Origin of the sequence: Bacteroides stercorirosoris, assembly GCF_900142015.1 — a bacterium.
Taxonomy (GTDB): Bacteria; Bacteroidota; Bacteroidia; order Bacteroidales; family Bacteroidaceae; genus Bacteroides; species Bacteroides stercorirosoris.
In genome coordinates, this window is the sequence record NZ_FQZN01000021.1 from 64492 (window position 1) to 88321 (window position 23830).

Below are 23830 nucleotides of genomic sequence, written 5' to 3' on the forward strand. Positions count from 1 at the left end.
GGTATGGAGTATCCTGTAAATAAGGGGGCGGGCAATCCCGTCGAGTTCAAGGGGCTCAAGTCACAATACCTGTTCGTCTTTGCGGGCGGTATGGTGACGGTGCTTCTGGCGGTGGTCATCCTCTACCTGGCAGGCGTGGACCAATGGATATGCATCCCTTTCGGGACCGTATCCGGCGGTCTGCTGGCATGGGCGGTGTTCCGGCTGAACGCCCGCTACGGCGAACACGGTCTTATGAAGCTGCTGGCGGAGAAACGCCATCCGCGCTACCTGATCCACCGCAAGAGAGTTTTCAGATTATTTGCAAAAAGAAAAAAACGACAATCATGAGAAATGTATTGAAAGCGGAAACGCTGGAACGCAAGTTCCCCCTGCTCTCGGTGGAGAACGGCTGCATCGTGAGCAAGGATGCCGACCTGACCGTGGCCTTCGAGGTGGAGCTTCCCGAGCTGTACACGGTGACGGCGGAAGAGTATGAGGCCATGCACTCCACCTGGATAAAAGCCGCCAGGGTACTGCCCGAACACAGCATCGTCTGCAAGCAGGACTGGTTCACCAAGGAGAGCTACCGTCCCCAAAACGGCGGGGAGGAACAGAGCTTCCTCTCGCGCAGCTATGAGCGGCACTTCAACGAAAGGCCGTACCTGAACCACCGCTGTTTCCTGTATCTGACAAAGACCACCCGTGAGCGCAACCGCCGGCAAAGCGACTTCAGCACCCTCTGCCGGGGATTCCTGCTGCCCAGGGAGATTACCGACAAGGACATGGCGGCCCGTTTCCTGGAAGCGGTGGAGCAGTTCGAGCATATCGTGAACGACTCCGGCCATATCCGGCTGCGCCGCCTGGAAACGGAGGAGATTACCGGCACGAAGGAACGTCCCGGGCTGGTGGAGAAATACCTCTCCCTCTCGATGGAGGACGAAACCGCCGTGCTGCAGGACATCTGCCTCAAGCCCGGACGGATGCGTATCGGGGACAAGCGGCTCTGCCTGCACACACTTTCGGATACGGAAGACCTGCCGGGCAAGCTCTCCACCGACATGCGCTACGAGCGTATGTCCACCGACAGGAGTGACTGCCGTCTTTCCTTCGCCGCACCCGTGGGGCTGCTACTCTCCTGCAACCACATCTACTCGCAGTACGTGTTCATCGACAACGCGCAGGAAATCCTGCAGATGATGGAGAAGAACTCGCGCAACATGCTCTCTCTGTCACGGTACAGCCGGAGCAATGCCGTGAACCAGGAATGGACGGAGATGTATCTGGACGAGGCGCATACCAAGGGAGTGCTTCCCGTCAGATGCCACTGCAATGTCATTGCCTGGGCGGAGGATGCGGAGGAGTTCCGCCGTATCAGGAACGACACGGGCAGCCAGCTTGCCATGATGGAATGCACTCCCCGGTACAACACCGTCGACACCCCGGTGCTTTACTGGGCGGGTATTCCGGGCAATGCGGGCGACTTTCCTGCCGAAGAGTCATTCTACACGTTCCTGGAGCAGGCGGTCTGCCTCTTTGCCGGGGAGACCAATTACAGAAGTTCGCCCAGTCCGTTCGGCATCCGCATGGCGGACCGGCAGAACGGCATTCCGGTGCACGTGGACATTTCCGACCTTCCGATGAAGCGCGGCATCATCACCAATCGCAATAAATTTATCCTGGGACCAAGCGGCAGCGGCAAGTCCTTTTTCACCAACCATCTGGTGCGTAACTATTACGAGCAGGGAGCGCATATCCTGCTGGTGGACACGGGCAACAGCTATCAGGGATTGTGCCGGATGATCCACGAGCGCACACGTGGCGGGGATGGCATCTACATCACGTATGAGGAGGACAATCCGATATCCTTCAACCCGTTCTACACCGATTCCGGACAGTTCGATGTGGAAAAGCGCGAGAGCATCAAGACTCTGATACTGACCTTGTGGAAACGGGAGGACGAGGCACCGAAACGTTCGGAAGAGGTGGCGCTCTCGGGAGCGGTGAACGCCTATATCCGTAAAATTACCGGGAATCGGGAGGCAAGGCCGGACTTCAACGGCTTCTACGAGTTCGTTGACGGTGACTACCGCCGGATGATAGCGGAAAAGAAGGTACGCGAGAAGGATTTCGACATCGACGGCTTCCTGAACGTGCTGGAGCCTTTCTATAAGGGGGGCGACTACGACTTCCTGCTGAACTCCGACAAGGAACTGGACCTGACAAACAGGCGGTTCATCGTGTTCGAGCTGGACAACATCAGCGGCAACAAGGTGTTGCTGCCTGTGGTGACGCTGATCATCATGGAGACCTTCATCGCCAAGATGCGCCGTCTGAAAGGAATCCGCAAGGTAATATTGATAGAGGAATGTTGGAAAGCCCTTATGTCCGCCAACATGAGCGGCTATATCCAATATTTGTTCAAGACCGTCCGTAAATATTTCGGTGAGGCCGTAGTGGTGACCCAGGAGGTGGACGACATCATCAGCTCCCCGATTGTGAAGGAGGCCATCATCAACAACTCCGACTGCAAGATTCTTCTGGACCAGCGGAAATATATGAACAAGTTCGAGCATATCCAGCGGCTGCTCGGCCTGACGGAGAAAGAGAAAAGCCAGATACTCTCCATCAACCAGGCGAACCATCCCGGACGTTTTTACCGTGAAGTCTGGATAGGGCTTGGTGGCACCCGTTCGGCGGTCTATGCTACGGAAGTGAGTGCGGAAGAGTATTTCACGTTCACGACGGAAGAGTCCGAGAAGCTGGAAGTGCAACGGCTTGCCGAGGTGCTGGACGGCAACCTGGAACTTGCCATCCGCCGGATGGCAGAGAGAAAACGAGAGGAACAAAGACAAGTATCAACCCCAAAAAGAGAACAATGAGAAACAAATCCCTTATGAGACTGGCGGTGTGCCTGATCGGTATGGCCGCCATGGTATTGCAAGGCTGCTCGGAGAGCGGCACCGACCGTGACAAGCTCTGCGGCTCGTGGAGCAGCGTGGAAGGCAAGCCGGACGTGCTGGTATATAAGGAAGGGGAAGCCTACAAGGTGACGGTGTTCGCCCGCAGCGGAAAGATGCGCCGTCTCAGGCCTCAGACCTACCTGCTGGTTGAGGAGAACGGGAACCTGTTCATCAACACGGGGCACCGCATCGACATCTCCTACAACGAGGCCGCCGACGTGCTGACCTTCTCCCCGAACGGTGACTATGTGCGGAAGGAGGAACGCCCATGAAAGCGAAGTCACTCCTGATCGGAACGGTACTCGCCCTGTGCGGCACCGGCGCCAATGCCCAGTGGGTGGTGACCGATCCCGGCAACCTTGCCCAAAGCATCATCAACATGTCTGACAACATCGCCCATACCTCGAAAACGGCGGTCAATACGGCCGACAGCTTTGCGGAGACGGTGAAGATTTACGAGCAGGCCAAGAAGTATTACGACCAGTTAAAGGCGGTGAACGACCTGATACAGGACGCCCGCAAGGTGCGTGACATCATCCTGATGGTGGGCGACGTGTCCGACATCTATGTAACGAACTTCGGCAAGATGATGAACGACGGGAACTTCTCGCCCCGCGAGCTGGACGCCATCGCCTTCGGCTACACCCGCCTGCTGGAGGAGAGCAACGGCGTGCTGCAGGATCTCAGGCAGGTCATCAACGTGAGCACGCTCTCCATGACCGACAAGGACCGCATGGACGTGGTGGACCACTGCTACTATGAGATGCGCCGCTACCGCAACCTGGTAAGCTACTACACGAACAAGAACATCGCCGTGAGCTATCTCCGTGCCAGAAAGAAGAACGACCTGGACCGGGTGATGCGGCTTTACGGGAATGAAACCTCCAAATACTGGTAGCCATGATGCCGTTGTCGATAGATTTTGCCAACCTGCATACCATACTGGCGACCCTGTATGACGATATGCTGCCCCTCTGCAAGGACATGATGGACGTGGGAAAGGGACTTGCCGGGCTGGGTGCCCTGTTCTATGTCGCCGTCCGCGTGTGGCAGTCGATGGCCCGTGCCGAACCGATAGATGTCTATCCCCTGCTGCGTCCCTTCGCCATCGGCATCTGCATCCTGCTTTTCCCCACGCTGGTGCTCGGCACGCTGAACACCGTGCTCAGCCCGATAGTACAGGGTGCGCACAAGATGCTTGAGGGGCAGACGCTGGATATGGAACAGTACAGGGCGCAGAAGGAGGAACTGGAAAGGGAGGCCATGTTGCGCAATCCCGAAACCGCCTACCTGGTGAGCGACGAGGAATTCGACCGTCAGCTGGACGAGCTGGGCTGGTCAACGGTGGACACCGCCTCCCGCCTGGGCATGTACGTGGAGGTGGGGATGTACAATCTGGAGAAGAAAATCCGTGACGCCTTCCGCAGCCTGCTGGAACTGATATTCGCGGCGGCATCGCTGCTGATAGACACCGTGAGGACCTTTTTCCTTGTCGTGCTCTCCATACTGGGACCGGTGGCGTTCGCCTTCAGCGTATGGGACGGTTTCCAGTCCACGCTCGGGCAGTGGTTTACGAGGTACATATCCGTTTATCTCTGGCTTCCGGTCAGCGACCTGTTCAGCACCCTGCTCGCCAAGCTCCAGGTGCTGATGCTCCAAAATGACATTCTGGAATTACAGAACAACCCCGACTACTCGATAGACAACTCAAATAGCGTCTATATCATATTCATGCTGATAGGGATTATCGGGTACTTCACCGTCCCGACGGTAGCGGGCTGGATCGTACAGGCGGGCGGAGCCGGAAACTTCAGCCGTAACCTGAACCGCACGGCCACGAAAGCGGGCGGTTTCGCTGCCGGGGCGGGCGGTGCCGTACTGGGGAATATCGGGGGAAGACTGCGGGGCAAATAGGCTCTATGGCAACCCGTTTCCGTGAGTCGGGCAACTTGGATTACCGGGTTGGGCGACTTGTCGGAAGGAGCCGCCCGGTCATACCGGAAACATTTATTTATTCATTCAAACCAATCATTCGCTAAATGGAATTCAAGTCATTGACCAACATTGAGAGCAGCTTCAGGCGTATCCGGTTGATGCTGGCTGTCTTTACCGGCTGCTGTGCGCTCGTCACCGGCTATGCGTTGTGGAGCTCGTACCGTTTCGCCGAGAAGCAACGGGAAAAGATCTATGTGCTGGATAAGGGCAAGTCGCTGATGCTCGCCCTCTCGCAGGATCTTTCACAGAACCGCCCCGCCGAGGCGCGGGAACACGTCCGGCGCTTTCACGAGCTGTTCTTCTCGCTCTCCCCGCAGAAGGACGCGATCGAGCACAATATAGGCCGTGCCCTGCAGCTGGCGGACAAGAGCGCCTATCACTACTATGTGGACTTTGCCGAAAAGGGATATTACAACCGGCTGATTTCGGGCAACATCAACCAGGTGGTACACGTGGACAGCGTGGTGTGCGACTTTGCCGCCTATCCCTACAAGGCGCATACATATGCCCGGCAGCTGATCATCCGTGAGAGCAACGTGACCGAGCGGAGCCTTGTCACCTCCTGTTCGCTCCAGAATACGGGACGTTCGGACGACAATCCCAACGGGTTCATCATCGAGCAGTTCACCATACTGGAGAACAGGGATATAAGGAGTGTGGAACGATGAGAAGGAAACCTGCCGTCTTAAAACGTGCGGACAGCCGTATCCGGCTGTTCTGCCGCCGGCTGACCGGAAAGCAGCGCATTGTCTTGACAAGTGTCGTCTCGCTTCTGTTCACGGCAGCTTGTCTGTACTCGGTTGTCTCTTCCGTGTCCCGTTTGGGGGAACGGAAGGGCGACATGAAATCCGGGCATATCCGGCCCGTCATGTTACGGCCGGAAACAACAACCATTCATTCAAACATCCAGAAACATGAAAATGGACTTTCAGAAAATCAGGGAACGGCTGGGGCTGTCGAGTGACAAGCCGCTGACTCCCGAGGAGAAGCGCCGACGCGCGAGGTATATTGTCTATCCGTTCTTCTGCCTGCTGTGCGCCGGATTCCTCCTGCTGGTATTCAGCCCGTCGGAAAAGGAGAAGGCGGAAAAGGAAAAGGGCAAGGGATTCAACGTGGAGATGCCCTCGCCGAAAGATTCGGAAATGGAGGGCGACAAGGTAAGTGCCTACGAGCAGGAAGCACTGGCGAAAAAGGAAAAATGGCGCAGGGGAACCTTCCAGGAGATGTCCGAACTGCTCAACAAGGACAGTCAGGATACTGCCGGCCTTACCGCAGGAAAAGCCAACACGGAACTTCCGCCGGAACTGGAAACGGGGAAATCCCCCGGCTCCGTCCATTCCTCTGCGGAAGCCTACCGGAATATGAACCGCTCGCTAGGTGCTGTATATACCCGGAATGAAAATCAACAAGATGCCGATCTGCTCCGCCGTATAGAGGAACTGGAAAAAGAAAAGAGAACGGCGGAAGGACAGCCGGAAGGACAGACCCTGGAAGAAAAGATGGCACTGCTGGAAAAGTCTTACGAGCTGGCCGCCCGGTACAACGGGAAGCAGCCGGATGCCCCGGCTGCCGTGAATGGCCGGAGCGCCCGGAAAGACAGGACAGCCGTCCGCCCGGTGAAACAGGTACAGAATCAGGTGGTGTCATCGCTTGCACAACCTATGGGCAATGAGGATTTCATCGCCGAATTTGCGGGAGAGAGGAATACCGGTTTCCACACCCCTATAGGCAGGACACTCCCTTCCGGCAGGAATACCATCGCCGCCTGTGTACATGGTACGCAGACCGTATCGGACGGGCAGGTGTTACGCATCCGGTTGCTGGAGCCGATGGCGGTGGACGACCGGCTCATTCCCCAAGGGACGGTATTGACCGGCGGTACACGCATCCAGGGGGAGCGGATGGACATCCTTGTAGAGACGGTGGAATACAAAGGCACGCTGTTTCCTGTGGAACTGGAGGTATATGATGCCGACGGACAGCAGGGAATCCTCGTGCCGAACTCGATGGAGTATGACGCAGCTCGTGAGATAGCCGCGGGTATGGGCACCTCAATGGGGAGCAGCATCAACATCTCGACGGATGCCGGGGCGCAGATTGCCTCGGACGTGGGCAAGGGGGTAATACAGGGCGTGTCGCAATATGTGGAAAAGAAAATGCGTGCGGTGAAAATCACCCTGAAAGCCGGACACCGGCTGTTGCTGCACTCTCCCGAAAAATGAAAAGAGAAAAGAAACCAACCATTTATTCACCAACCAATCAAGAACGCACATGAAGAAGATTCTGATGATGTTTGCCCTGATTATGGGCGCAGTGGCTGCATACGCGCAGCAAAGCAGCGGAGATTATTACGAGGGATTGAGCCGCAAGATCGGCTTCAACCAAATGATTCCCCCGCATGGTCTGGAAATCACGTATGACAAGACCGTACATATAATTTTCCCCTCTCCCGTAAGATACGTGGATTTGGGTTCCCCCAACCTGATAGCGGGCAAGGCAGACGGTGCGGAGAACGTCATCCGTGTGAAGGCGACCCGGAAACATTTCCGCAGTGAAACCAATATGAGCGTGATAACCGAGGACGGCAACTTTTACACATTCAACGTCAAGTATGCCGACGAGCCGTTGCTGCTGAACGTGGAGATGTGCGACTTCATCCATGACGGGGAGTCGGTTAACCGTCCGAACAATGCGATGGAAATCTACTTGCAGGAACTCGCCGGGGAGTCTCCCCGTCTGGTACGGCTGATCATGAAATCCGTGTATAGGCAGGACAAACGCAAGGTCAAGCACATCGGCAGCAAGCGGTTCGGGGTTCAATACCTGCTCAAGGGGCTTTACGCACATGGCGAGCTGCTCTATTTCCATACCGAGGTGAAGAACGCCACGCACGTGCCTTTCGATGTGGACTTCGTAACTTTCAAGATTGTAGACAAGAAAATCGTGAAGCGTACCGCCATGCAGGAGCAGATCATCTATCCGCTGCGTGCCTTCAACTATGTGACCCGTGTGGACGGGAAGAAGAACGAGCGGACGGTGTTCGCCCTGCCCAAGTTCACCATCCCCGACGGCAAGAAGCTGGTCGTGGAGATGTACGAGAAACAGGGTGGCCGCCATCAGTCGTTTGAGGTGGAGAACGAAGACCTGGTACGCGCCGGGACTGTCAATGAACTGAAAGTAAGATGAGTGCCATGAAAAGAAACTTCATCTTTATTATCCTCCTGCTTGCCCTCTTTACGGGGCAGGCGGAAGCCCAGCGCCGGCTGCCGGGGATGAAAGCCGTCCGCTTTACCGCTGAAATGGCCGACGGCTTTTACAGCCGGGCAGACCGCCATGATGCGGGCTACGCCTTTTCGCTGGCTGTTGCCACTTACACAAAGAAGGGGAACCAGTGGGTGTTTGGCTGTGAGATGCTACAACGTAATAACCCTTATCGGAACACGTATGTCCCACTGTCGCAGTATACAGGGGAAGGCGGTTATTATCATACAATCCTTTCCACATCCGGCAAGTCTTTCTTTCTGAACCTCGGCGCTTCCGCCTTGTTGGGCTACGAGGCCGTGAACAACGGAAACCGCCTGTTGGATGACGGAGCCGCCTTGCGCAAGTGTGAGTCCTTCATCTATGGAGGCGCGGTGACACTGGAAGCGGAGGGATACCTGTCGGACAGGATAGCCCTGCTGATACGCCTGCGTGAGCGTTTCATGTGGGGTGGCGCATCCGGCCGCTGCCATTTCCAGTATGGAGCCGGAATCAAATACATTTTCTAACCTTAAAAAGAACAGATACCCATGAAAAGAAGAATCCTTGATATGGTGATGGCCGCCTGCTGCATGGCGGTTTCCTTCCTTGGTCTTGCCGCTTGTGACAATGAACTGGACATTCAGCAGGAATACCCGTTCACGGTGGAGTCCATGCCGGTGGCGGATGAGATAGCCGATGATGAGACGGTGGAAATCCGTCTGGAAATCAAGCCGTCTGGAAATTTTACCGGAACGGTCTATACACTGAGGTATTTCCAGCCTGACGGAAAGGGCAGTCTGAAGATGGAGGACGGCACGGTACTGAAGCCCAATGACCGTTACCTGTTGAACGAATGGAAATTCCGGCTCTACTATACCTCGCAGAGCGACAAGGAGGCGCAGACCATTGACCTCTATTTTGAGGACAACTGGGGAAACTTGCAACAGCTGACGTATGATTTCAATGGAAAGGAAGCGGAGGAAGACAATAATAATACGGAGGCCGCATGAAAAGAATACCGGTTATTATGATTTTTCTGTCACTTGTTCTGTATGGCAAGGCAGAAAATCCCCCGTCTGACAAGGATAAGGCAGTAGCCTGCATCAAGCGGTGGGAAGGCTGGCACCGGGGGAAAATGCCTTACATCGGTTACGGACACCGCCTGCTCCCCCATGAGAAGCTGACCGAGAACCTGAGCGAGGCACAGGCGGACTCGCTTTTGAGATGCGACCTTGAACGGTGCCTGAAGGTATTCCGTAAATATGGAAAAGACTCGCTTCTTTTAAGTCTGTTAGGCTTTAATGTGGGCTGTTACCGTCTGGTTGGAGACGGGAAGATACCCAAAAGCAGACTGATTCAAAAACTGGAAAGTGGCGATCGGGATATTTACAGGGAATATATATCGTTCCGCTGTTATCGGGGAAAAGTCATTCCAAGCATAGAGAGAAGAAGGAAAGAGGAGTTTGAACTGTTCTATATACCCTAGATTGAAATTATGCAAAGCCGTGAACGGACGCTTGCCATCGCCGTTCACGGCTTTAGTCTTAGCCACTCTTAATTTACCTTTACCCGGTTCATCAGCTGCCCCGATATTTCGTGCAGCTCCCGGCAGCGTTCCGGCTGCTGTTCCCTCGCAAAGGCGGTGATTCCCTGTGTCAGTTTCCAGAGCGTGGCCCCGCCTGTCACTCCGTCGTCAGGATTGTTGTTCATCAGCAGTTTTTCCACCTCGCGTCCTTCGTTTTTCAACAAGGCTCCTTTCTGCACCAGATTCTTCAGTTCCTTGTCGAAATCCACGTCAATTTCCGATGCGCCTTGAATTTCGATGGCCTTCTGCATGATGGTGTCTTTGCTGTACAGCCCTTTGGTCAGGTCGGAAACTGCCGATACGGTGGTCTGCGTGTCCAGTTCATAGGTCTTTTGGGAAAGGGACAGGGAATCCGGCAGTCTGCCTCCAAGGTGCACCTGCCGCATGACGGATTCCCGGACCATCCCGTTCAGGCACGCCCCGTTGAGCAGGAACGACCGCATGTCCACCGAGCCGTTGCCATAGTCGGATGTGGAGAAGCGTGCTCCTGCGAAGATGATGACCGTCCCGTTCTTACGGGTGGGTATCTCTATCGGAGTGGGCAGGATCGTTTCGCACCATACTTTCGTGTCGCTCATATAGGCGTCGGACACGACCGCCCCCTGTCCTCCCGCCTCACGGATGAAAGCGGTCAGGATGTCCACCGAGTTGAGCCGGCGGTAGGAGTCCGACAACACGCCCCGGACCTCCATGCCTACCGCACGTATCAGTACCCGTGTGCGCTCGGTCCATCCCGAATGTTCGTTCAGGATGGTGGCGCACAACTGTTTCTGCCAGGCATCTCCGGCGGAAAGCTCGCGCAGGTATTTGGCGGGAATGCCCATCTTCTCCGAAATCTGGCTTATGGCGTTGCCGTGCAGGTTGAAGTTCCCTTCGGGCATTGCCATCTGTACCCTTCCTTCCGCTTTGAAGGAGATAACGGGGCGTTCCTTGCTACGTTGGCTTACCCCGATGGGAGCGATGAAATCCTGTGCGATCCGCCCCTCACTGAGCAGACGGTTGATGGTGTCCATGACATCCCCCTGCCTGCCTTCTATCATTCGCCGTACCTTGTTGATGACTACCTGGTTGAGTCCCTGCTGTTTCTGTACCGGTGCAGTGGCCGGCATGACTGTTGCTTCCATATTTTTTGTTTTTAAAGTTGATAAATCACAATTTGTTCTTATGGCTTGTCTTGCTTGTTTTAGTAAATTCAGATCTGTACTCTTCTGACAGACGGATATAATCCTTTTCGCTATATCCGGCCGGTCCGAACAGTTCATAATATCCGGGGAAGGGTTTTCTTTCCGTTTCCGGTATATGCGTGCTGGTTTCCTTATGGCAACAGATGATGTGCCGGACAAACCGGTAGCACTTGCAAAGATCCGCCAGGATGGTGTACTCGTTGTCCGTATGAGGTTCATAATATCCGCAGGAGAGATTGACGCAGGATACTTCCAGCCCGTTCCTTTTCAAGGCCGCCACATCCGTAGCCAGTCCCTGTGCCGGCTTGTAGCCGTACCTCCGGAAATCTATAGCTGAAATGAAGTCATTGGAGCAGAGCTTCATTCCGTTGATTTGTGTTACCATATCCCCGTTCCCTTTCCGGTCACACTGAATCACGAAACGGCAGTCGGAAAAGAAGGACATATCGGCATGGCCGCTGCCTATGCATCCCACCTCCTCCTGTACGAAGAAGGCGCATTTCACCGCCTTGAAATCCTCCAGGCATTTCAGGCAGATCCAGATGCCGTTCTTGTCATCCGCGCCGATTCCAGTCATCCGTTTACGCTTGTGATCATAGCCGACAATCATCGAGTCCGCCACAAGATGGGCCACATAGGAGCCTGTCTTGCGCCGGTGTACCTCGTCCATGTGCGCCACGACACAGGGGTAGCTTTCCCGGTTGCCTTTGACCGCGTAGATGTTTCCGTGCCGGTCTTGCCGGAAAGGAATCCCCATCCGCCTGAGTTCCCCGATGATGAACCCGGCTATCTTCCCCTCCTTGCCGGAGGGGGAGGAGATGTTGTAAAGAGCCATTAATTTTTCCATGATACTGACTTTTTAGGAGATGAACAACTTTTCGATTTGCAGGTACCGTCTGAACTCCGGTACGGGACGTCCCTTCTTGAAGAGGAAGGACGGATATTTCTTTCCCTTGTATTCCACCGACGTGCCTTTCAGTACTTTTCCGAATACGGTGAATATATAGAACATGTCCTGACAATTCTTGCAGAATGCCATATCCGGAAAGGGATGTATTTTTCCGCATTTGGGACATACATATTTTCTCCTGTTTGCGCACCCTTCCGTGCTCCGGCAGGAGGCTATGCTCGTGTCGCCCTCCGTATTTCTCAGTTCCAGGTTGCCGTCCGTTAGATGGAGGCTGTAGAACGTGTCGAGGTAAGGCACCCCTTTCTTGTGCCACCTGCAGGCGGGCACTTTCACCGTCAATGAAACCTGTATATTGTCTCCGACCGCCCATTCCTGCCCCTCAATGGGATTCAGTACGGTGAAATCTGTTGTATGTGTATAATCGTTGTATCTGCGTCGCAACAGGATGCCCGCCTCCTGCGCCTGCTTGCGGATCAGTTCGGCGACGAATGCGTGTGAGGAATAGATGCGGTCCAGCAGGGAGGCGGCAATCGGTGTGTTTATTGATTTCCACAAGGTTACCTCGTTCCATACGACAGCCCGTCCGAGTATGTTGTTGCTCTCGTCCCTTGCCACAAGGATTTTAGCGCCGGCGAAGTTGGTATAGAAGTCAGCGGCGTTGCGTGCCTTGTCCTCATACCGCATACAGGAACTGTGCAGGCTGGATGTGTCACTGTCGGCGATGGGGCTGTAGTTGCTTTCCAGATAGGCTTCCATGAAGTCGTTCATGCTTTCATGCAGCCTGACCGTGACCTTACTGTCCAGTGAAATGGCGCTACAGAAATAGCTGATCTCATCGGGCTGGTACGGTCCTAGGTTTTTGAACAGCTCGGCAAACGTAGACGGTTCCAGATCTGTTCGGTTCTCCGGAAACCAGGGTGCCTGCGGATTGTTCCGGTCCGGGAAATTGGGATGGCCCAAATCTTTGTTGCATGCCGTGAACACGATCCGGATTTTCTTGAACGTGCCGGCTTCCGTCCGTTTGCGTTTGGTGGAGAAGCAGTTGTAGGTACCGCGTATGATCTCTTCCACCGGTACGTTCTTTTTTACTTCCAAAAGGATGTCTTTGGCTATCACACTCCCGTTTTCCGCCGCATGCATCAGGCGGGATTTCAATTCATTGCTAACATTCAGTTTCATACATCATTCGGTTTATTGTTTATAAATTCTGCCATGTTTATATGGCGATTGTTTCTTGTCCGGCTGCATTTGGCGCAATTTCTCTTTCCGCTTTCTGAGCAGGTCAACGGACATGTTCCTGCTTGTCCGATATTCCTCCTCGCTCATCCGGCGAATGGAAGGAATGCCCGTCTGGGTCAGTGTATGGTTTACCATCCAGCCGTCCATGAAGTTTTCGGGGAAGAGGCTGTCATGGTGGATGACCTCACCTATGCAGCCATGTACGAGCATGTTGCAAACGGTCATCAGGCAACAGGTACGGTTGACATCTTCTGCAACCAGATAATTACCTAGGTGGCGTACATGATATGCCAGCAGTAGCCTTCCGCTTCCGCATGTCGGGTCACAGATACGTTTTCCTGTCGCTGTCTCCCCCGAATCGGTACATAAGACCATCAGGTCGCAGATATCCGGCGGGGTAAAGAACTGTCCGTTCACCTGCCGACCGATTTTGGAAGATATTGCCATGAAGAGGTCACCGAACGCATCAAACCATCCGCCGGATTGCAATTCCCGCTGCATGAGCCGTATCCATCCGGTAAGCATCTCCATAAAATGCCTGTTCTGCTGCCGTTTGTATTTCCAATCCATAAGGGGCGGTGCGCCGGGAGAGAACCCGTGAATGACATAACGCAGGAAATCGTTGAAAACGGATATCGGATCGTAGCCGTTCGAATAGGCGAAATCACAGATCGTTTTCTCAAGCGGACGTATCGCCTGCGGTGTGTTGTATGGTGCCATATTACTCTGATTTTTTATAGATTGTTACTATATGTCTTTTATGGTCAGTCTGTATCCTGACGGGAGAAATGTCAAGGAAAGAGAGATGGGTGTCCGCTTTCAGCATGTTCCATTCCCATGCGGGAAGTTCCTTCCATTCCATACGGTATGCCCAGAGTATGAACAGACCGGGACGGAATCCGTTGAAAAGTTCTCCGTGCAGAATCCCGACCAGCCGCTCCAGTTCTTCCCGCGAGTAAAGGGTGAATGACTCATTCCGATAGACAAAGGCATCAGCCGGTTCAATATCCGGCTGACACTCGATGATGTATCTCGTCCATTCTTTTGTGGTGTACTTTCCGTACAGAGGATCGGGTTCCGTGTATTTCCATGCCCTGACGAATGTGTGGAAGAGGACGGCACCGTTCTTGTGCCTTCCGGTATGCCCCCACATCCGGAACTGTTTGCTGCGTATGCCATCGGGAAGCAGCAATTCCGGACCGGTTATAACCCAAGGGCCTCCTTCCGTATTGTAACCGGTACACTTTTCATTTTCATGGCAGAAAGGTGTCTGTGGGAGAAGGCAAATATGGACTTCCCGGTCATCGCCCCTTTCAATGTGTGCCTGCGGATAATAGTCACCGCCACGGGTGATATAAGTGACAACATCTCCTGCGGTCGGTAAACTGACTCTTTCCCTGTCCTCCCGCATCCTTGAAATCAGCCGGTTCACTTTCTCCACATCACATTCCTTTATGGAGCAGGCACACCCTTCATGCCTGTTGAGCCGGGTCAGACTTTCCAGGTCATAAAAATTAGCGTACTTCATATTGAGATCGTTTTTGTTGATACAATTTGACCTGACGGGCAACCATGTCGCAGAACTTCTGTCCGTTCTCCTTCTCACTTCTGAAATAGGCAATCATGTCCCAGAGATTCTGCTTGAAGCAGCCGGTCCATTTTTCGTAATAGTGACTTCCATAGACCTTTCCGAACGTTTCCTCGAAAAGTGCGGGAGTCTGCCCTTCATCCCCATGGTGGTTGTATTGCCACAGGGAGACAAGCAGCAGCCGGTTATAATCCAGTGTTTCCATTTCTGTTCTTTTTTAAGTAAAACATCGGCCTACATGGGTAGGCATTTTTATTTCTTGATGTCTTTTCAGTCTGTTTTCCGGGGATTGCGGCAAGGCTTGGCGAAAGAAAATACCGCAGCGAAGCGAGGATGATTTTCTTTCAGCCAACCCAGCCCCTGAAAGGGGCCGCCTTGCGCAATCAGCCCGGGAAACAGCTATCTTTACAGCAAGAAATGAAAAAGCAGACCTCGGATTCTCTGTTCTGAAGTCTGCTTTTCGGTCATTGTCGAGTCTCATGTTTTTCAGGTATGTATCTGCCATCCGTGGAACGGCTGCAATGTCACGGCAAACGATCTGTCAGGTATTCCATGATAGAGCAGGCCGCCCACGATACCTGTCCTTCCGTCGGGATAGCGCTGTGTGAAGCCGAACGAGTACGGGGCATGGTCATAGTAGAGTGAGATTTCGCAGGGATAATCAGGGTTTTCTTCCCAGCTTTTCAACCGTTCCAGACATTTTTGAAGCGAGGTGTCACCGATGGATTCGGCATAACGTCTTACATTCTCGAAATGTTCTTCATTCAGGATTTTCATGACTTTTGTATTCTTATCTGTTAAACACGTCCGGCTCCGGGAGCCGGTATTTTTATTTCTCGCCTGCCTGACAGTCCCGTGGCCGTACCCGCAAGGTTTGGCGAAAGAAAATACCGCAGCGAAGCGAGGATGATTTTCTTTCAGCCAACCCCGAAGGGGCCTGACCTTGTACGGGTACACAGGACGCGGGACTACCTTTGCAGGGTGAGAAATAAAATATACGGTTGTTTTTTGTTGTGGGATTTTGTGTGGATTCCTTAGATAATCTTCCTGATTTGTTCGCCATTGCCGGACAAATGCTGTATTTTTGCAATTTCTAATTTCAGGATTATGGAAAACTATCTAAAGAAAGCGGCGGATGCTTTCCTTGTGGAGCGTCCGTATGGTATGCGTGTGGATTACAGGAAGAAAGGGTTCGTGCTGTTTAACCGCAACCTAAACGTATTGGGCAATGTGGAGCATGCCCGTCTGGAAGAGCTGCCTCTGGAGCGGTTCAATGTGGAGGAGATTCCGTTGGATGGTGAAATTGTGGAGGAACACGCGGGATTTACCGACGTATTCTTCTATACCGATCTGACCAGTCCCTATGCCGGATATGTGCTGAACCTACAAAAGCTTAAAGCCTATAACCGGTTGATGTTTCCGCTGGCGATGGCGCTGAACCGCGAATTGTGAGGCCGGAAGATGGCAGCGGTAACAGCCGCATGGAGCAGGCCGTTACCGCCAGGTTTTATTATTTGCCCTCTCTTGCTGTTATAAATGCAAGATAATCGTCCACGGCCTTATGACATCCGGTAAAGTCCGGAGTCCGGTGGCCTTTGATTTTCCGGTAGCTGATGGTTCCGTCCTTATTTATGCCCCTCACATGCCTGTAGAGTGTCCCTTTGGTTCTGATATGGATGTCAAAACCGTCCCTTCCGGTGATTTCAAGGAATGTTCCTCCCGTGATCCATTCCCCGTCCAGGAATTTCTGTTTCTGTTCATCGAGCAGCCGCTGATGTTGCTCTTCCCGCGCTCTGCGCTCTTCCGCCTCATTCTCCTCCCGCTCCCTGCGTTTCTGTTCCTGCCTCCTTTTGTATGCCTCACGGGCTTGCATCAAGGGTGCGGTGTCAAGTCCGAGAGCCTCGAACACGCGGACGGAGATCAACCTGACGAAGGCTCCTCTTTCCGCTCCCTGAAGCGTATCCGCGATCCAGTTCCTGCAATAGGCGGCGGCTTCCTCCCTGCGGTTTTCTCCGTTGAGGAACCGGCGTGAATACTGCCCGCTGGAAAAATAAACGTTTTCAATCCGGCAGACCACATGGAAACAGTCATCGTCCTCATTCCCATATTCGTTCTTTCTCGACAGGGAGAGATATACATTCTCCGCGTACGGCTCCAGTTCCATATAAGGAGCCACGACGGTATTCCCGTCAGACTTGTACTTGAATACTTTTGCTTTCATACTATCGCTCAGTTTGTCGGTTGTTGCATATTTCATCTATGATCTCTTTCCCGCTTCTTTCACCCTTCAGGAAAGCAAGGAAGCGCCTCAAAAAGAGCCGGGCACAGTCAGTTCCCAGCTGGGAGCTTTCACCGTCTTTGGTAGCGCATACCGCAAAACGCCCCAGTCCGAAACTGTCCTGTTGCGGTACGATGTGGTAAGACAGGTCCTCGCTTGCGTTGATGTGCAAACCACGACGGAAAACATAGAAAGTTTTCGGGATTCTTCTGTCGGTATCGATTCCCATACGCTTGTAACCGTGATGTTCCAATAACCGGACCAGTTCCCTGTTTGTCGGAATTGTATGTCCGATCCAGTCCGGCCAGCTTATATTTTCTAGTATGTGTCCGTAATTGTCATATAATATATTGAACTGATCCTGGTATTCATCGTAAAATTCCCCGCTCCCGTTGCACATTTCCTCCAACGCGATGCCGTTTTTACGGACAAGGGCAAGGTCGCCCAGTCCGCACGCGATTTCATTGAGCAGCGTGCGTTCCCCGTCCCTGTCCTTTGCCGTTCCGTAAATTCTAAGCAGGGAATACCGGTGTAGCGCCGAACGGGATGGCATATCCAATTTTTCCCATATCTCATCGTTTCCTATAGCCTGTCTGGTGTTTTCCGGAAGTCCGTACCACCACTTGTCCAAATTGTTTGTATCCATAATTTCTGAATCAGATTGTTTTCAAATTCTGTTTTGAGTACCATGCCTGATACGCGGCGGCATACTCCTGACGTTCCCGCTCCAGGGAATCTCTCATCTCAGGGGTGTACCCGAGCAGGCGGATGTATCCTCCGTTATAGCCGGTGAGTTCGCACCTTATTCCGGCTTCCTCCAGTTTGTCGATGCGTTTTTGGGCCATTTTTGCGCTTGAATATTCCTTCGGCCAAAAATAGAGTTCGCCCCGTGAGCCGAAACAGTCTTCCCCCAGAATTATTTCCCCGGCATACTTCCGGCTTTCGATGAAGCCGAAACGCGCTTTGCCCAATGCCCGGCGCATTGCCTTGTGTGCCGGACCTTCCGGATGCTTGAATACCTCCGGCTTGTCTTTGCTGCCGAGTTTGGGTGGTTCCACCTTGTACGGCTGTTTGTAACTTCCGATTCCGAGCGTCAGGTAAAAGTTGGTATGGAAATAGTCCGTCATGGGGTCGCTGTCATCGAAATTGTATGACATGATGAAATCGTAGATATTCATCATTACTTCTTTTGTCCTGTCTGTCAATGATTTGTCTGAAGCGATACGATAGTGGTTGACATCACCTTGAACTTTTCCGGACTCTTTGGTGAACGCCTCGAAATCCGCTTTCATCAACCGGATATGGATGGAGAGGTAATTCTCCCGTCTGACAGAGAACTTGTATCCCGGATAGGTCTCCTTGAGCCATGCCCGTACCAGTTCCACGATTTCCGGTGCGTGCTGTCCCTTGTAATTGCGGCCTTTCCAGCGATATTCGTTATACACGTACTCGGTGTATTCCTTTGCCGTGGCTCCCGGATAGTCATATTCATATCCGGTTGAAGTCGCAAAGACATCCGGTTTGTCTTTCCAAGCCTCAAAAAGCCTTTCAAACTCGGTGTTCACCCGTTGCATGATTGCGGTGTCGCCACCCTTGTCCGGGTGGTGCTGCAATGCCAGTCGGCGGTACTCCTTCTTCAAGTCCGCCAGAGAGTGTATGTTCTGAAAATAGGTCATAGCCATAAGTTTTTTATGCCCCTGCGAGGCGGTTGATAAAATATTCCCGGTAGTCAAGGTCAAGACCGAGGTTGAGACAGGCCGTTTCCATGTCATCTTCCCTCAAATCATCTGCCTCCTGCAATTCGCGCAGATACCGGATTTCGGAGTCCAGGTATTCCCGTGCTTCCGTTTGACTGCAACCGCATGAGCTGCCGATCAGACTGATAATGTTTCCTCGCATACTGTTTGATTTTTGGGGTTACTGTTCCTTTTTCTGAAGCGTCGTCCGTCATATATCGAGACGGCCCGTTCCACCAGAATCCTGCGGTTGTCTTCCGAGAGTTCCAGGTAGAACCGTTCCGCCGCGCCGAATGTGCCCTTGTCTGTCGCCACGCACCATTTTTCCCAGAAATGCGGGTACATGCCGCCATACACGGCTTTGCATTCCTCCTCGCTCCAGGCGTTCCACATGTAGTAGAAGAAACTGGAGACGGTATTTTCCGCTTGATATTTCATGGTTCTTCTATTTGTGATTCTACATTGTTTGTTTCTCTCAGTTGATGCCACACAGCCTCATACATCTCATGAAGCCAGTCTATGTTCTTTGCGCCGAGTTCAAACGGGCTGTGACACTGCACCTCGTCACCGCTTTCTTTCTCTTCGGCAAGGACGGTCAGGCTGTCCGCCGTTACCCGGAGTCCTGTCACCCTGCATTCATATGGTTCTCCGTTCTTGCCAAACCATATCACCCAGACCGGATCATAATCCTCTTCCGGAAGACGAATTTCTTTCATGCAGTGAGCATGGAGCAACTGCCGTATCGCGTCGATGATGTCCCCCCGCAGTTCCTTGATCCTGCCGCTGAAATCAACGGCTTCTGACGGTAAACTTCCTTTTCCGCCTCTTTCCTGCAAGGAGAGAATCCGCGTGTCGGGATGGATACAGAAATCCCAGTCCAACACTTCATCGTCATCGCGTGTCGTGTGGATATCGCCGCCCAAAACAAGACCGCAATCGTCATTTACCATTCTTTTTGCTTCATCGCGGTCTTCTGCCGCTACCGTGTAAGTGCCCTCGAAGGAATACCTTACTCTTATGTCATATCTTTTCATGATTCTTTCCATTTGATTGTTGATACCAGATTCATTGCCCGGAAGGATTACCGGATATTCAATATTGCGCTAAAGGCATGTGGGTCAAGCCTGTAAAACGTCGGAAGGTTAAGTGTGACCATCGGGTAGCTTACCCAGCCGCTCTGACGTCTATAACCTGTATCCTCAGCCAATTTGTTGGACAGAAGGAACTCCATGGCATCAGGATTGTTGTTGATGTCCACGAATGCCCTGTCAGGCAGTGAGAATGCCGCCTTATCTTCTAAGTTGACCGTCAGGACCGTGTATATCTCATGGGTCACGGGATCTTTCAGAGACAATGCCGGCCAGCCGTTATGGTACATTTCAATCACGATTGAGAGACGGCTTTCCTGATACAGGAAAGTCTCTTCCATGGACGGATGGTCGCATTTGACAATTTCAAAATCATCCTCCCCTTTGGTAAATGTCACCATCGGATAGGATACATCGACAAAACATTCCTCTTCCCGGTAACAGAGATGTTCTTTTCCCTCTGAACGGATTATAGCCAATCGGGTGTTCATATTCGTAACTGGTTTTAAAATTATTGACTTGCAAGTTAATTGGCCGGCATTCACCTGCCTGTTTCTTTAAACGTGTGATTGTCACCGCCTGCGGACATTTGGGAGAGTTGCAGTCTCACCGCCTTGATTTTCCCAATCAGTTCGTCCTCCCTTCGGAATGAGGGGGTACATTTGGTACGCCTCATCCCGGCTCCCCAGGGGATGCCGCCGCATACTTTTCTCAGGCGTGCCTTTTCGCTTTCCAGGGCCGACTCCAGACGGGCCGGCCTGCGTCGCAACGATTCTTCGGTCACAGTTCTCATGATCTCATTGTTTTTTTTGTATGGTGACGGGTCGGAAAGACAGTCACCATACCGTCGTTATGTGTCACGTTATATTTTAGCTTTTTCCCTTTTGATGCCTCTCAGGACGTACAACAGGTGCAGGAACAGCTCCCTGTCGTAAATTCGGAAGAAGAACGGCTCGCCTGTTTCCCTGACCGTTCCGGTAAACGACACGGACTCCCGGTTCACGGGATATTGGAGGAAGTTGCCATTTGCCAGCAGGATGTGCTTTTTCTTCATCACTTCGCCTAGGAACTTGTCCATATCGTCGTTTTCCTCATAGCCGGAGAAGTAGAGGAAATGATGACGGCGCAGGCTTCGCAGGATTTTGGCGGTTTCCAGCCTTACATCCCTGCCTGACGATTCGTCCGTTCCTCTCATCAGGTTGCAGATGAACTTCTTCTCGCCATTTATGTCAAGAAACAGATAAGGAACTATAATTATAGAGGCATGCCGTGCGTGGTCAGAGATGACCATCGGCTTTTCTTTCAGGATGTCTCCTTTGAAGGTAATGTTCCGGTAATGGTTGTCCATCTGCCGTTCCAGTTCCTTTCTTGGCGTGGTAACGGAGCGGAGTCCCGTGAAGTAGCGTCCGCCCGCCCGGAAGCAGAACCGGTAGATGTCCGCATGATAAGGCTCTCCCAGGAAAAAGAAATTCCGGGTATGGCGGATGGGGGGCAAGACATCCATGTAGTCGAAATATCTTTCTTCCGTAATCTCACTGAACGGGGCGCAGAGGGATTGCAGGTGGATGCGTATCATCTTGCGGACGGTATTTCCGGACACGGCTATGAGGTACGGGTTCTTTTCCCTGTCCCTCAGTTCCTCCAGTGTCTCATGATGGTAGTCGCCGTGTATTCCGTCAGACATGGTGGTCACGCAGCTGCCGTCAAAACTGCGTGAATCGACTACGAATTTCAGTTTGTCGTTATTCATGGTTCAGATGTTTTGAAGGTTCAACACTCTCTTGGCGGCACTGAGGGCGTTGGAGGTGAGCTGCCGTTGCCATGCCTTGTTTCTGGGTGACCAGCGGAATCCGGAGGATTTCAGCTCCTTTCGTATGTTGTCTTCGGGAATCCTGTCAAACAGGATCTGAAGGCGGTCTTCCCCATAGTTCCATACAAGTGTCCCGCCCTCGAACGGCACTTCCTTGTTTTCCCGGCTTTGCACCGCTTTCAGCCTTTCGCGCATCCGTTCCGCAAGTTCCGGCAATTGGAAGAATTTGTTTCTTGGGGTGATGACGGGTTTCCTTACCCTTGCGTTATATTCGGAAATGAAGTCCACGGCCCTGCGGACGATTTCCACTTCCCCGTGATTGGCGAAGGTGGATACCTTGTTCAGGATGCTGCTGACGAACAGGGCACGGTTATAACCCCGGCATTGTCCGGTGTCAATCCCGTGGATGGTGTCGGCGCTGCTCTTGATGTCGCGTTTGAGCGTCTGCCATGCCTTTTCCAGTTTTTCTTCCTCCGGTCGTGCGGCTTCCTTTTTCCGTCTGACGGCTTCAAGAACCTTTTGCCGCCAATTGCGGAACTCCTCGTAGCGGTTCTGATAGCTTCTGTTCGTATTCTCCTGCCTGTGGTAATCAAATCCGCCCCGTCCCGTCACCATCGGGTTGGCGCAGCGTGAGAGGGCCGAGAGCTGGGCGGATAGCTTTTTCCGGTAGGCGGCGATGTATGTATCCCGTTCCTCTTCCTGCATGAGTTGCAGGTCGTTGTGCAGCTCCTCCCCGTAAATCATGATGTCCGTCTCGCCACGAATCTCCGGGTCGAAGGAACTCCAGGCGTATGCGTCGCAAGCCTGTTTCCACATATCCTCCAGATAGCCAGGATGTTTGAACGCTACGGCTTCCCAGTCTTTGAAGTCCCTGGAATGCAATTCATTCCGATCTTCCGGATTTCCGTACAGGTGTACATAGTTGCCCGTTCCATGATGCTCCTTTCTGAAATGGAACGGTACGGGAGGATGGTCCGTACCCTTTTCCCGGATCATCGTGACCCGGTGCGCATTCTCTGCGGTAAGGCCCGTTACTTGTTCTTCCCGGACCTTTGCTGTTGTTGTTTCAGTCATAACCGTTGCCATTCACAAATTATTTCTACCAGTTCTTCGTCCGCCAGTTTTTGGATTTCCTCGTCCGAGCAATAGCAGGCGATTTCCTCGTCCAGCTTGAAAGCTGCCGGGTCAAGGCTTCTGATGCCGTCCAGCAGTTCCGGCACCAGGCTGTCTGCGGCAATCGTATAGCTTCCGTCCCTGCCTTGTACCTTCCGTGCGGGATAGTTCCTTTCCCGATAAACCAACATTCTCATTTTCGGATTGGCACCCTGCTGTCCTTTGTGGACTTTGCTTGTTGTCTCTCTGTTCATACCTTCATTTTTTTAGTTTGTTTGACATGATCGGCTCCGTGGAGCCGGTTTTTCGGTTTCTTACTTGCCGGACTGTCCTTTGCCGGGGATTGCGCAAGGCTTGGCAAAAGAAAATACCGCAGCGAAGCGAGGATGATTTTCTTTTAGCCAACCAGCCCCTGAAAGGGGCCGCCTTGCGCAATCAACCCGGCAAAGGGCTATATTTGCAGGTAAGAAATTGAAAGAATGGCTGGGATTTTCAATTTGTCGGATACAACATGTAATAAGTGTAATGAGCAAATTTAAAAGCATACAACGAAGGTTTTTCAAATATTTTCCAAACTATCGGATATCAATATCATATCGTAAAACAAGCGAAGGCGTGGCATTCCGGAATAAATACATATCTTCGCGTCAAAGGTGATTGATTGAAATGAATACATTCTCTGCTTTTGATACGGGTGTCATGGTAGCTCTCTTGCTGGGTATTGAGTTTCTTAGGAGTGATATCCAAACAATTCTCTATTGTAAAAGAAACGATCCCGGGATTTTTAAGAGCTGCCTGTATACATTGTTTATATTGTTGGCAAGTCTTTATTCCATTGTGGCCGGAGCCATGCTTAACCCCGAGCCCGTACCCGTTTATGAATTGATGCCCGGTTTTCAAATAGGAGTTTATGGTTCTTGCTTTTTGTTTATATTTCTTGTCATCGCCGGTCTTTACCGTAAAATATTACCTCTCGTCCTTTTGGGGTACGCTATGGTATATGTAATCGGTGTACTGATACCGTTACTTGGATATGTAGTGTCCATGATGAATTATTTCGCCAGTACAGGATGATTATGAAGACCAAAGATGTTTTCCAGAGAAAATGGATAACAGACA

Annotated in this window: 33 protein-coding genes; 14 read left to right on the plus strand and 19 right to left on the minus strand. The window is 52.4% G+C overall.

Translation table 11 applies throughout. From position 1 onward, the window contains the following. Window positions 1-3 precede the first annotated feature (3 nt). The 12 genes from BUC01_RS15945 (at window position 4) to BUC01_RS16000 (ending at window position 9666) form a co-directional block, all read left to right on the plus strand. Complete coding sequence (locus tag BUC01_RS15945; RefSeq protein WP_005789987.1) at window positions 4-330, plus strand: DUF4133 domain-containing protein; 327 nt, start codon at window positions 4-6, stop codon at window positions 328-330. Beyond that, on the plus strand, window positions 327-2861 hold the full coding sequence (locus BUC01_RS15950; RefSeq protein WP_025833201.1) for a TraG family conjugative transposon ATPase: 2535 nt from the start codon (window positions 327-329) through the stop codon (window positions 2859-2861). The genes BUC01_RS15945 and BUC01_RS15950 overlap by 4 nt, the downstream gene beginning before the upstream one ends. After that, the gene (locus BUC01_RS15955; RefSeq protein ID WP_005636939.1) at window positions 2858-3214 is read left to right on the plus strand and encodes a DUF3876 domain-containing protein; all 357 of its coding nucleotides are present in this window, start codon (window positions 2858-2860) and stop codon (window positions 3212-3214) included. Before BUC01_RS15950 ends, BUC01_RS15955 begins: the two co-directional genes overlap by 4 nt. After that, on the plus strand, window positions 3211-3840 hold the full coding sequence (locus BUC01_RS15960) for a DUF4141 domain-containing protein (RefSeq protein WP_025017638.1): 630 nt from the start codon (window positions 3211-3213) through the stop codon (window positions 3838-3840). The genes BUC01_RS15955 and BUC01_RS15960 overlap by 4 nt, the downstream gene beginning before the upstream one ends. 2 nt (window positions 3841-3842) lie before the next feature. Continuing rightward, on the plus strand, window positions 3843-4856 hold the full coding sequence (gene traJ, locus BUC01_RS15965; RefSeq protein WP_025017639.1) for a conjugative transposon protein TraJ: 1014 nt from the start codon (window positions 3843-3845) through the stop codon (window positions 4854-4856). 125 nt (window positions 4857-4981) lie between these two features. Continuing rightward, on the plus strand, window positions 4982-5605 hold the full coding sequence (gene traK, locus BUC01_RS15970; protein WP_025017640.1) for a conjugative transposon protein TraK: 624 nt from the start codon (window positions 4982-4984) through the stop codon (window positions 5603-5605). Continuing rightward, window positions 5602-5901: a TraL conjugative transposon family protein gene (locus BUC01_RS15975; protein ID WP_073314212.1), complete on the plus strand. Its 300-nt coding sequence runs from the start codon at window positions 5602-5604 to the stop codon at window positions 5899-5901. Before traK ends, BUC01_RS15975 begins: the two co-directional genes overlap by 4 nt. Continuing rightward, the gene (gene traM, locus BUC01_RS15980; RefSeq protein WP_025017642.1) at window positions 5852-7159 is read left to right on the plus strand and encodes a conjugative transposon protein TraM; all 1308 of its coding nucleotides are present in this window, start codon (window positions 5852-5854) and stop codon (window positions 7157-7159) included. The genes BUC01_RS15975 and traM overlap by 50 nt, the downstream gene beginning before the upstream one ends. Window positions 7160-7208: 49 nt before the next feature. Further along, window positions 7209-8123 carry a conjugative transposon protein TraN gene (gene traN / locus BUC01_RS15985; RefSeq protein ID WP_025830975.1) on the plus strand — a complete coding sequence of 305 codons (915 nt, stop codon included), beginning with the start codon at window positions 7209-7211 and terminating at the stop codon, window positions 8121-8123. Further along, window positions 8120-8707 (plus strand): conjugal transfer protein TraO, encoded by a 588-nt coding sequence (locus BUC01_RS15990; protein ID WP_005789969.1) that lies wholly within the window; start codon window positions 8120-8122, stop codon window positions 8705-8707. Before traN ends, BUC01_RS15990 begins: the two co-directional genes overlap by 4 nt. Before the next feature lie 21 nt (window positions 8708-8728). Beyond that, window positions 8729-9190 (plus strand): DUF3872 domain-containing protein, encoded by a 462-nt coding sequence (locus BUC01_RS15995; RefSeq protein ID WP_025830974.1) that lies wholly within the window; start codon window positions 8729-8731, stop codon window positions 9188-9190. Continuing rightward, complete coding sequence (locus tag BUC01_RS16000) at window positions 9187-9666, plus strand: glycoside hydrolase family protein (protein ID WP_005789964.1); 480 nt, start codon at window positions 9187-9189, stop codon at window positions 9664-9666. Before BUC01_RS15995 ends, BUC01_RS16000 begins: the two co-directional genes overlap by 4 nt. A 68-nt stretch (window positions 9667-9734) precedes the next feature. Here BUC01_RS16000 and BUC01_RS16005 read toward each other — a convergent pair whose 3' ends face one another. The 7 genes from BUC01_RS16005 to BUC01_RS16035 form a co-directional block, all read right to left on the minus strand. After that, a complete protein-coding gene (locus BUC01_RS16005) occupies window positions 9735-10889 on the minus strand; it encodes a hypothetical protein (RefSeq protein ID WP_005789963.1) in 1155 nt (384 codons plus the stop codon). Between the two features lie 25 nt (window positions 10890-10914). Further along, the gene (locus tag BUC01_RS16010; protein WP_005789960.1) at window positions 10915-11796 is read right to left on the minus strand and encodes a hypothetical protein; all 882 of its coding nucleotides are present in this window, start codon (window positions 11794-11796) and stop codon (window positions 10915-10917) included. Window positions 11797-11808: 12 nt separating this feature from the next. Then, a complete protein-coding gene (locus tag BUC01_RS16015; protein WP_025017648.1) occupies window positions 11809-13038 on the minus strand; it encodes a hypothetical protein in 1230 nt (409 codons plus the stop codon). A gap of 12 nt (window positions 13039-13050) precedes the next feature. Beyond that, the gene (locus tag BUC01_RS16020) at window positions 13051-13818 is read right to left on the minus strand and encodes an N-6 DNA methylase (RefSeq protein ID WP_025017649.1); all 768 of its coding nucleotides are present in this window, start codon (window positions 13816-13818) and stop codon (window positions 13051-13053) included. Between the two features lies 1 nt (window position 13819). Further along, window positions 13820-14626 (minus strand): DUF4121 family protein, encoded by an 807-nt coding sequence (locus tag BUC01_RS16025; protein WP_025830973.1) that lies wholly within the window; start codon window positions 14624-14626, stop codon window positions 13820-13822. After that, a complete protein-coding gene (locus BUC01_RS16030) occupies window positions 14613-14891 on the minus strand; it encodes a hypothetical protein (protein WP_025017650.1) in 279 nt (92 codons plus the stop codon). Before BUC01_RS16030 ends, BUC01_RS16025 begins: the two co-directional genes overlap by 14 nt. Window positions 14892-15172: 281 nt before the next feature. After that, window positions 15173-15463 (minus strand): DUF4120 domain-containing protein, encoded by a 291-nt coding sequence (locus BUC01_RS16035; protein ID WP_005789949.1) that lies wholly within the window; start codon window positions 15461-15463, stop codon window positions 15173-15175. 330 nt (window positions 15464-15793) lie between these two features. On the opposite strand from BUC01_RS16035, the gene BUC01_RS16045 reads away from it, so the two are divergent. Next, on the plus strand, window positions 15794-16138 hold the full coding sequence (locus BUC01_RS16045; RefSeq protein WP_025017651.1) for a hypothetical protein: 345 nt from the start codon (window positions 15794-15796) through the stop codon (window positions 16136-16138). Window positions 16139-16196: 58 nt separating this feature from the next. Here BUC01_RS16045 and BUC01_RS16050 read toward each other — a convergent pair whose 3' ends face one another. The 12 genes from BUC01_RS16050 to BUC01_RS25895 form a co-directional block, all read right to left on the minus strand. Next, window positions 16197-16907, minus strand: coding sequence for a hypothetical protein (locus tag BUC01_RS16050; protein ID WP_005789944.1), 711 nt, complete (start codon window positions 16905-16907; stop codon window positions 16197-16199). 1 nt (window position 16908) lies between these two features. Further along, window positions 16909-17610 (minus strand): hypothetical protein, encoded by a 702-nt coding sequence (locus tag BUC01_RS16055; protein ID WP_025017652.1) that lies wholly within the window; start codon window positions 17608-17610, stop codon window positions 16909-16911. Window positions 17611-17620: 10 nt separating this feature from the next. Further along, on the minus strand, window positions 17621-18640 hold the full coding sequence (locus tag BUC01_RS16060; protein WP_005789939.1) for an LPD29 domain-containing protein: 1020 nt from the start codon (window positions 18638-18640) through the stop codon (window positions 17621-17623). A 13-nt stretch (window positions 18641-18653) separates the two neighbouring features. Beyond that, window positions 18654-18863 carry a hypothetical protein gene (locus BUC01_RS16065; RefSeq protein WP_005789937.1) on the minus strand — a complete coding sequence of 70 codons (210 nt, stop codon included), beginning with the start codon at window positions 18861-18863 and terminating at the stop codon, window positions 18654-18656. Then, window positions 18839-19138 (minus strand): hypothetical protein, encoded by a 300-nt coding sequence (locus BUC01_RS16070; protein ID WP_005789935.1) that lies wholly within the window; start codon window positions 19136-19138, stop codon window positions 18839-18841. The genes BUC01_RS16065 and BUC01_RS16070 overlap by 25 nt, the downstream gene beginning before the upstream one ends. Then, window positions 19135-19734: a hypothetical protein gene (locus BUC01_RS16075; RefSeq protein WP_007219083.1), complete on the minus strand. Its 600-nt coding sequence runs from the start codon at window positions 19732-19734 to the stop codon at window positions 19135-19137. The genes BUC01_RS16070 and BUC01_RS16075 overlap by 4 nt, the downstream gene beginning before the upstream one ends. A 47-nt stretch (window positions 19735-19781) precedes the next feature. Beyond that, the gene (locus BUC01_RS16080) at window positions 19782-20279 is read right to left on the minus strand and encodes a DUF4313 domain-containing protein (RefSeq protein ID WP_025017653.1); all 498 of its coding nucleotides are present in this window, start codon (window positions 20277-20279) and stop codon (window positions 19782-19784) included. 50 nt (window positions 20280-20329) lie between these two features. Continuing rightward, window positions 20330-20581 carry a hypothetical protein gene (locus BUC01_RS16085; protein ID WP_025082009.1) on the minus strand — a complete coding sequence of 84 codons (252 nt, stop codon included), beginning with the start codon at window positions 20579-20581 and terminating at the stop codon, window positions 20330-20332. Between the two features lie 69 nt (window positions 20582-20650). Next, window positions 20651-21538, minus strand: a complete 888-nt coding sequence (locus BUC01_RS16090) for a hypothetical protein (protein ID WP_025017654.1) — start codon at window positions 21536-21538, stop codon at window positions 20651-20653. 3 nt (window positions 21539-21541) lie between these two features. After that, window positions 21542-22684, minus strand: a complete 1143-nt coding sequence (locus tag BUC01_RS16095) for a hypothetical protein (RefSeq protein WP_033892262.1) — start codon at window positions 22682-22684, stop codon at window positions 21542-21544. After that, complete coding sequence (locus BUC01_RS16100) at window positions 22669-22965, minus strand: hypothetical protein (protein ID WP_025017656.1); 297 nt, start codon at window positions 22963-22965, stop codon at window positions 22669-22671. Before BUC01_RS16100 ends, BUC01_RS16095 begins: the two co-directional genes overlap by 16 nt. A gap of 60 nt (window positions 22966-23025) precedes the next feature. Then, window positions 23026-23256 (minus strand): hypothetical protein, encoded by a 231-nt coding sequence (locus BUC01_RS25895; protein ID WP_005792615.1) that lies wholly within the window; start codon window positions 23254-23256, stop codon window positions 23026-23028. Window positions 23257-23377: 121 nt separating this feature from the next. Here BUC01_RS25895 and BUC01_RS16110 point away from each other — a divergent pair, with 121 nt between their 5' ends. After that, window positions 23378-23785 carry a hypothetical protein gene (locus tag BUC01_RS16110; RefSeq protein WP_025017658.1) on the plus strand — a complete coding sequence of 136 codons (408 nt, stop codon included), beginning with the start codon at window positions 23378-23380 and terminating at the stop codon, window positions 23783-23785. Window positions 23786-23830: the final 45 nt, after the last annotated feature.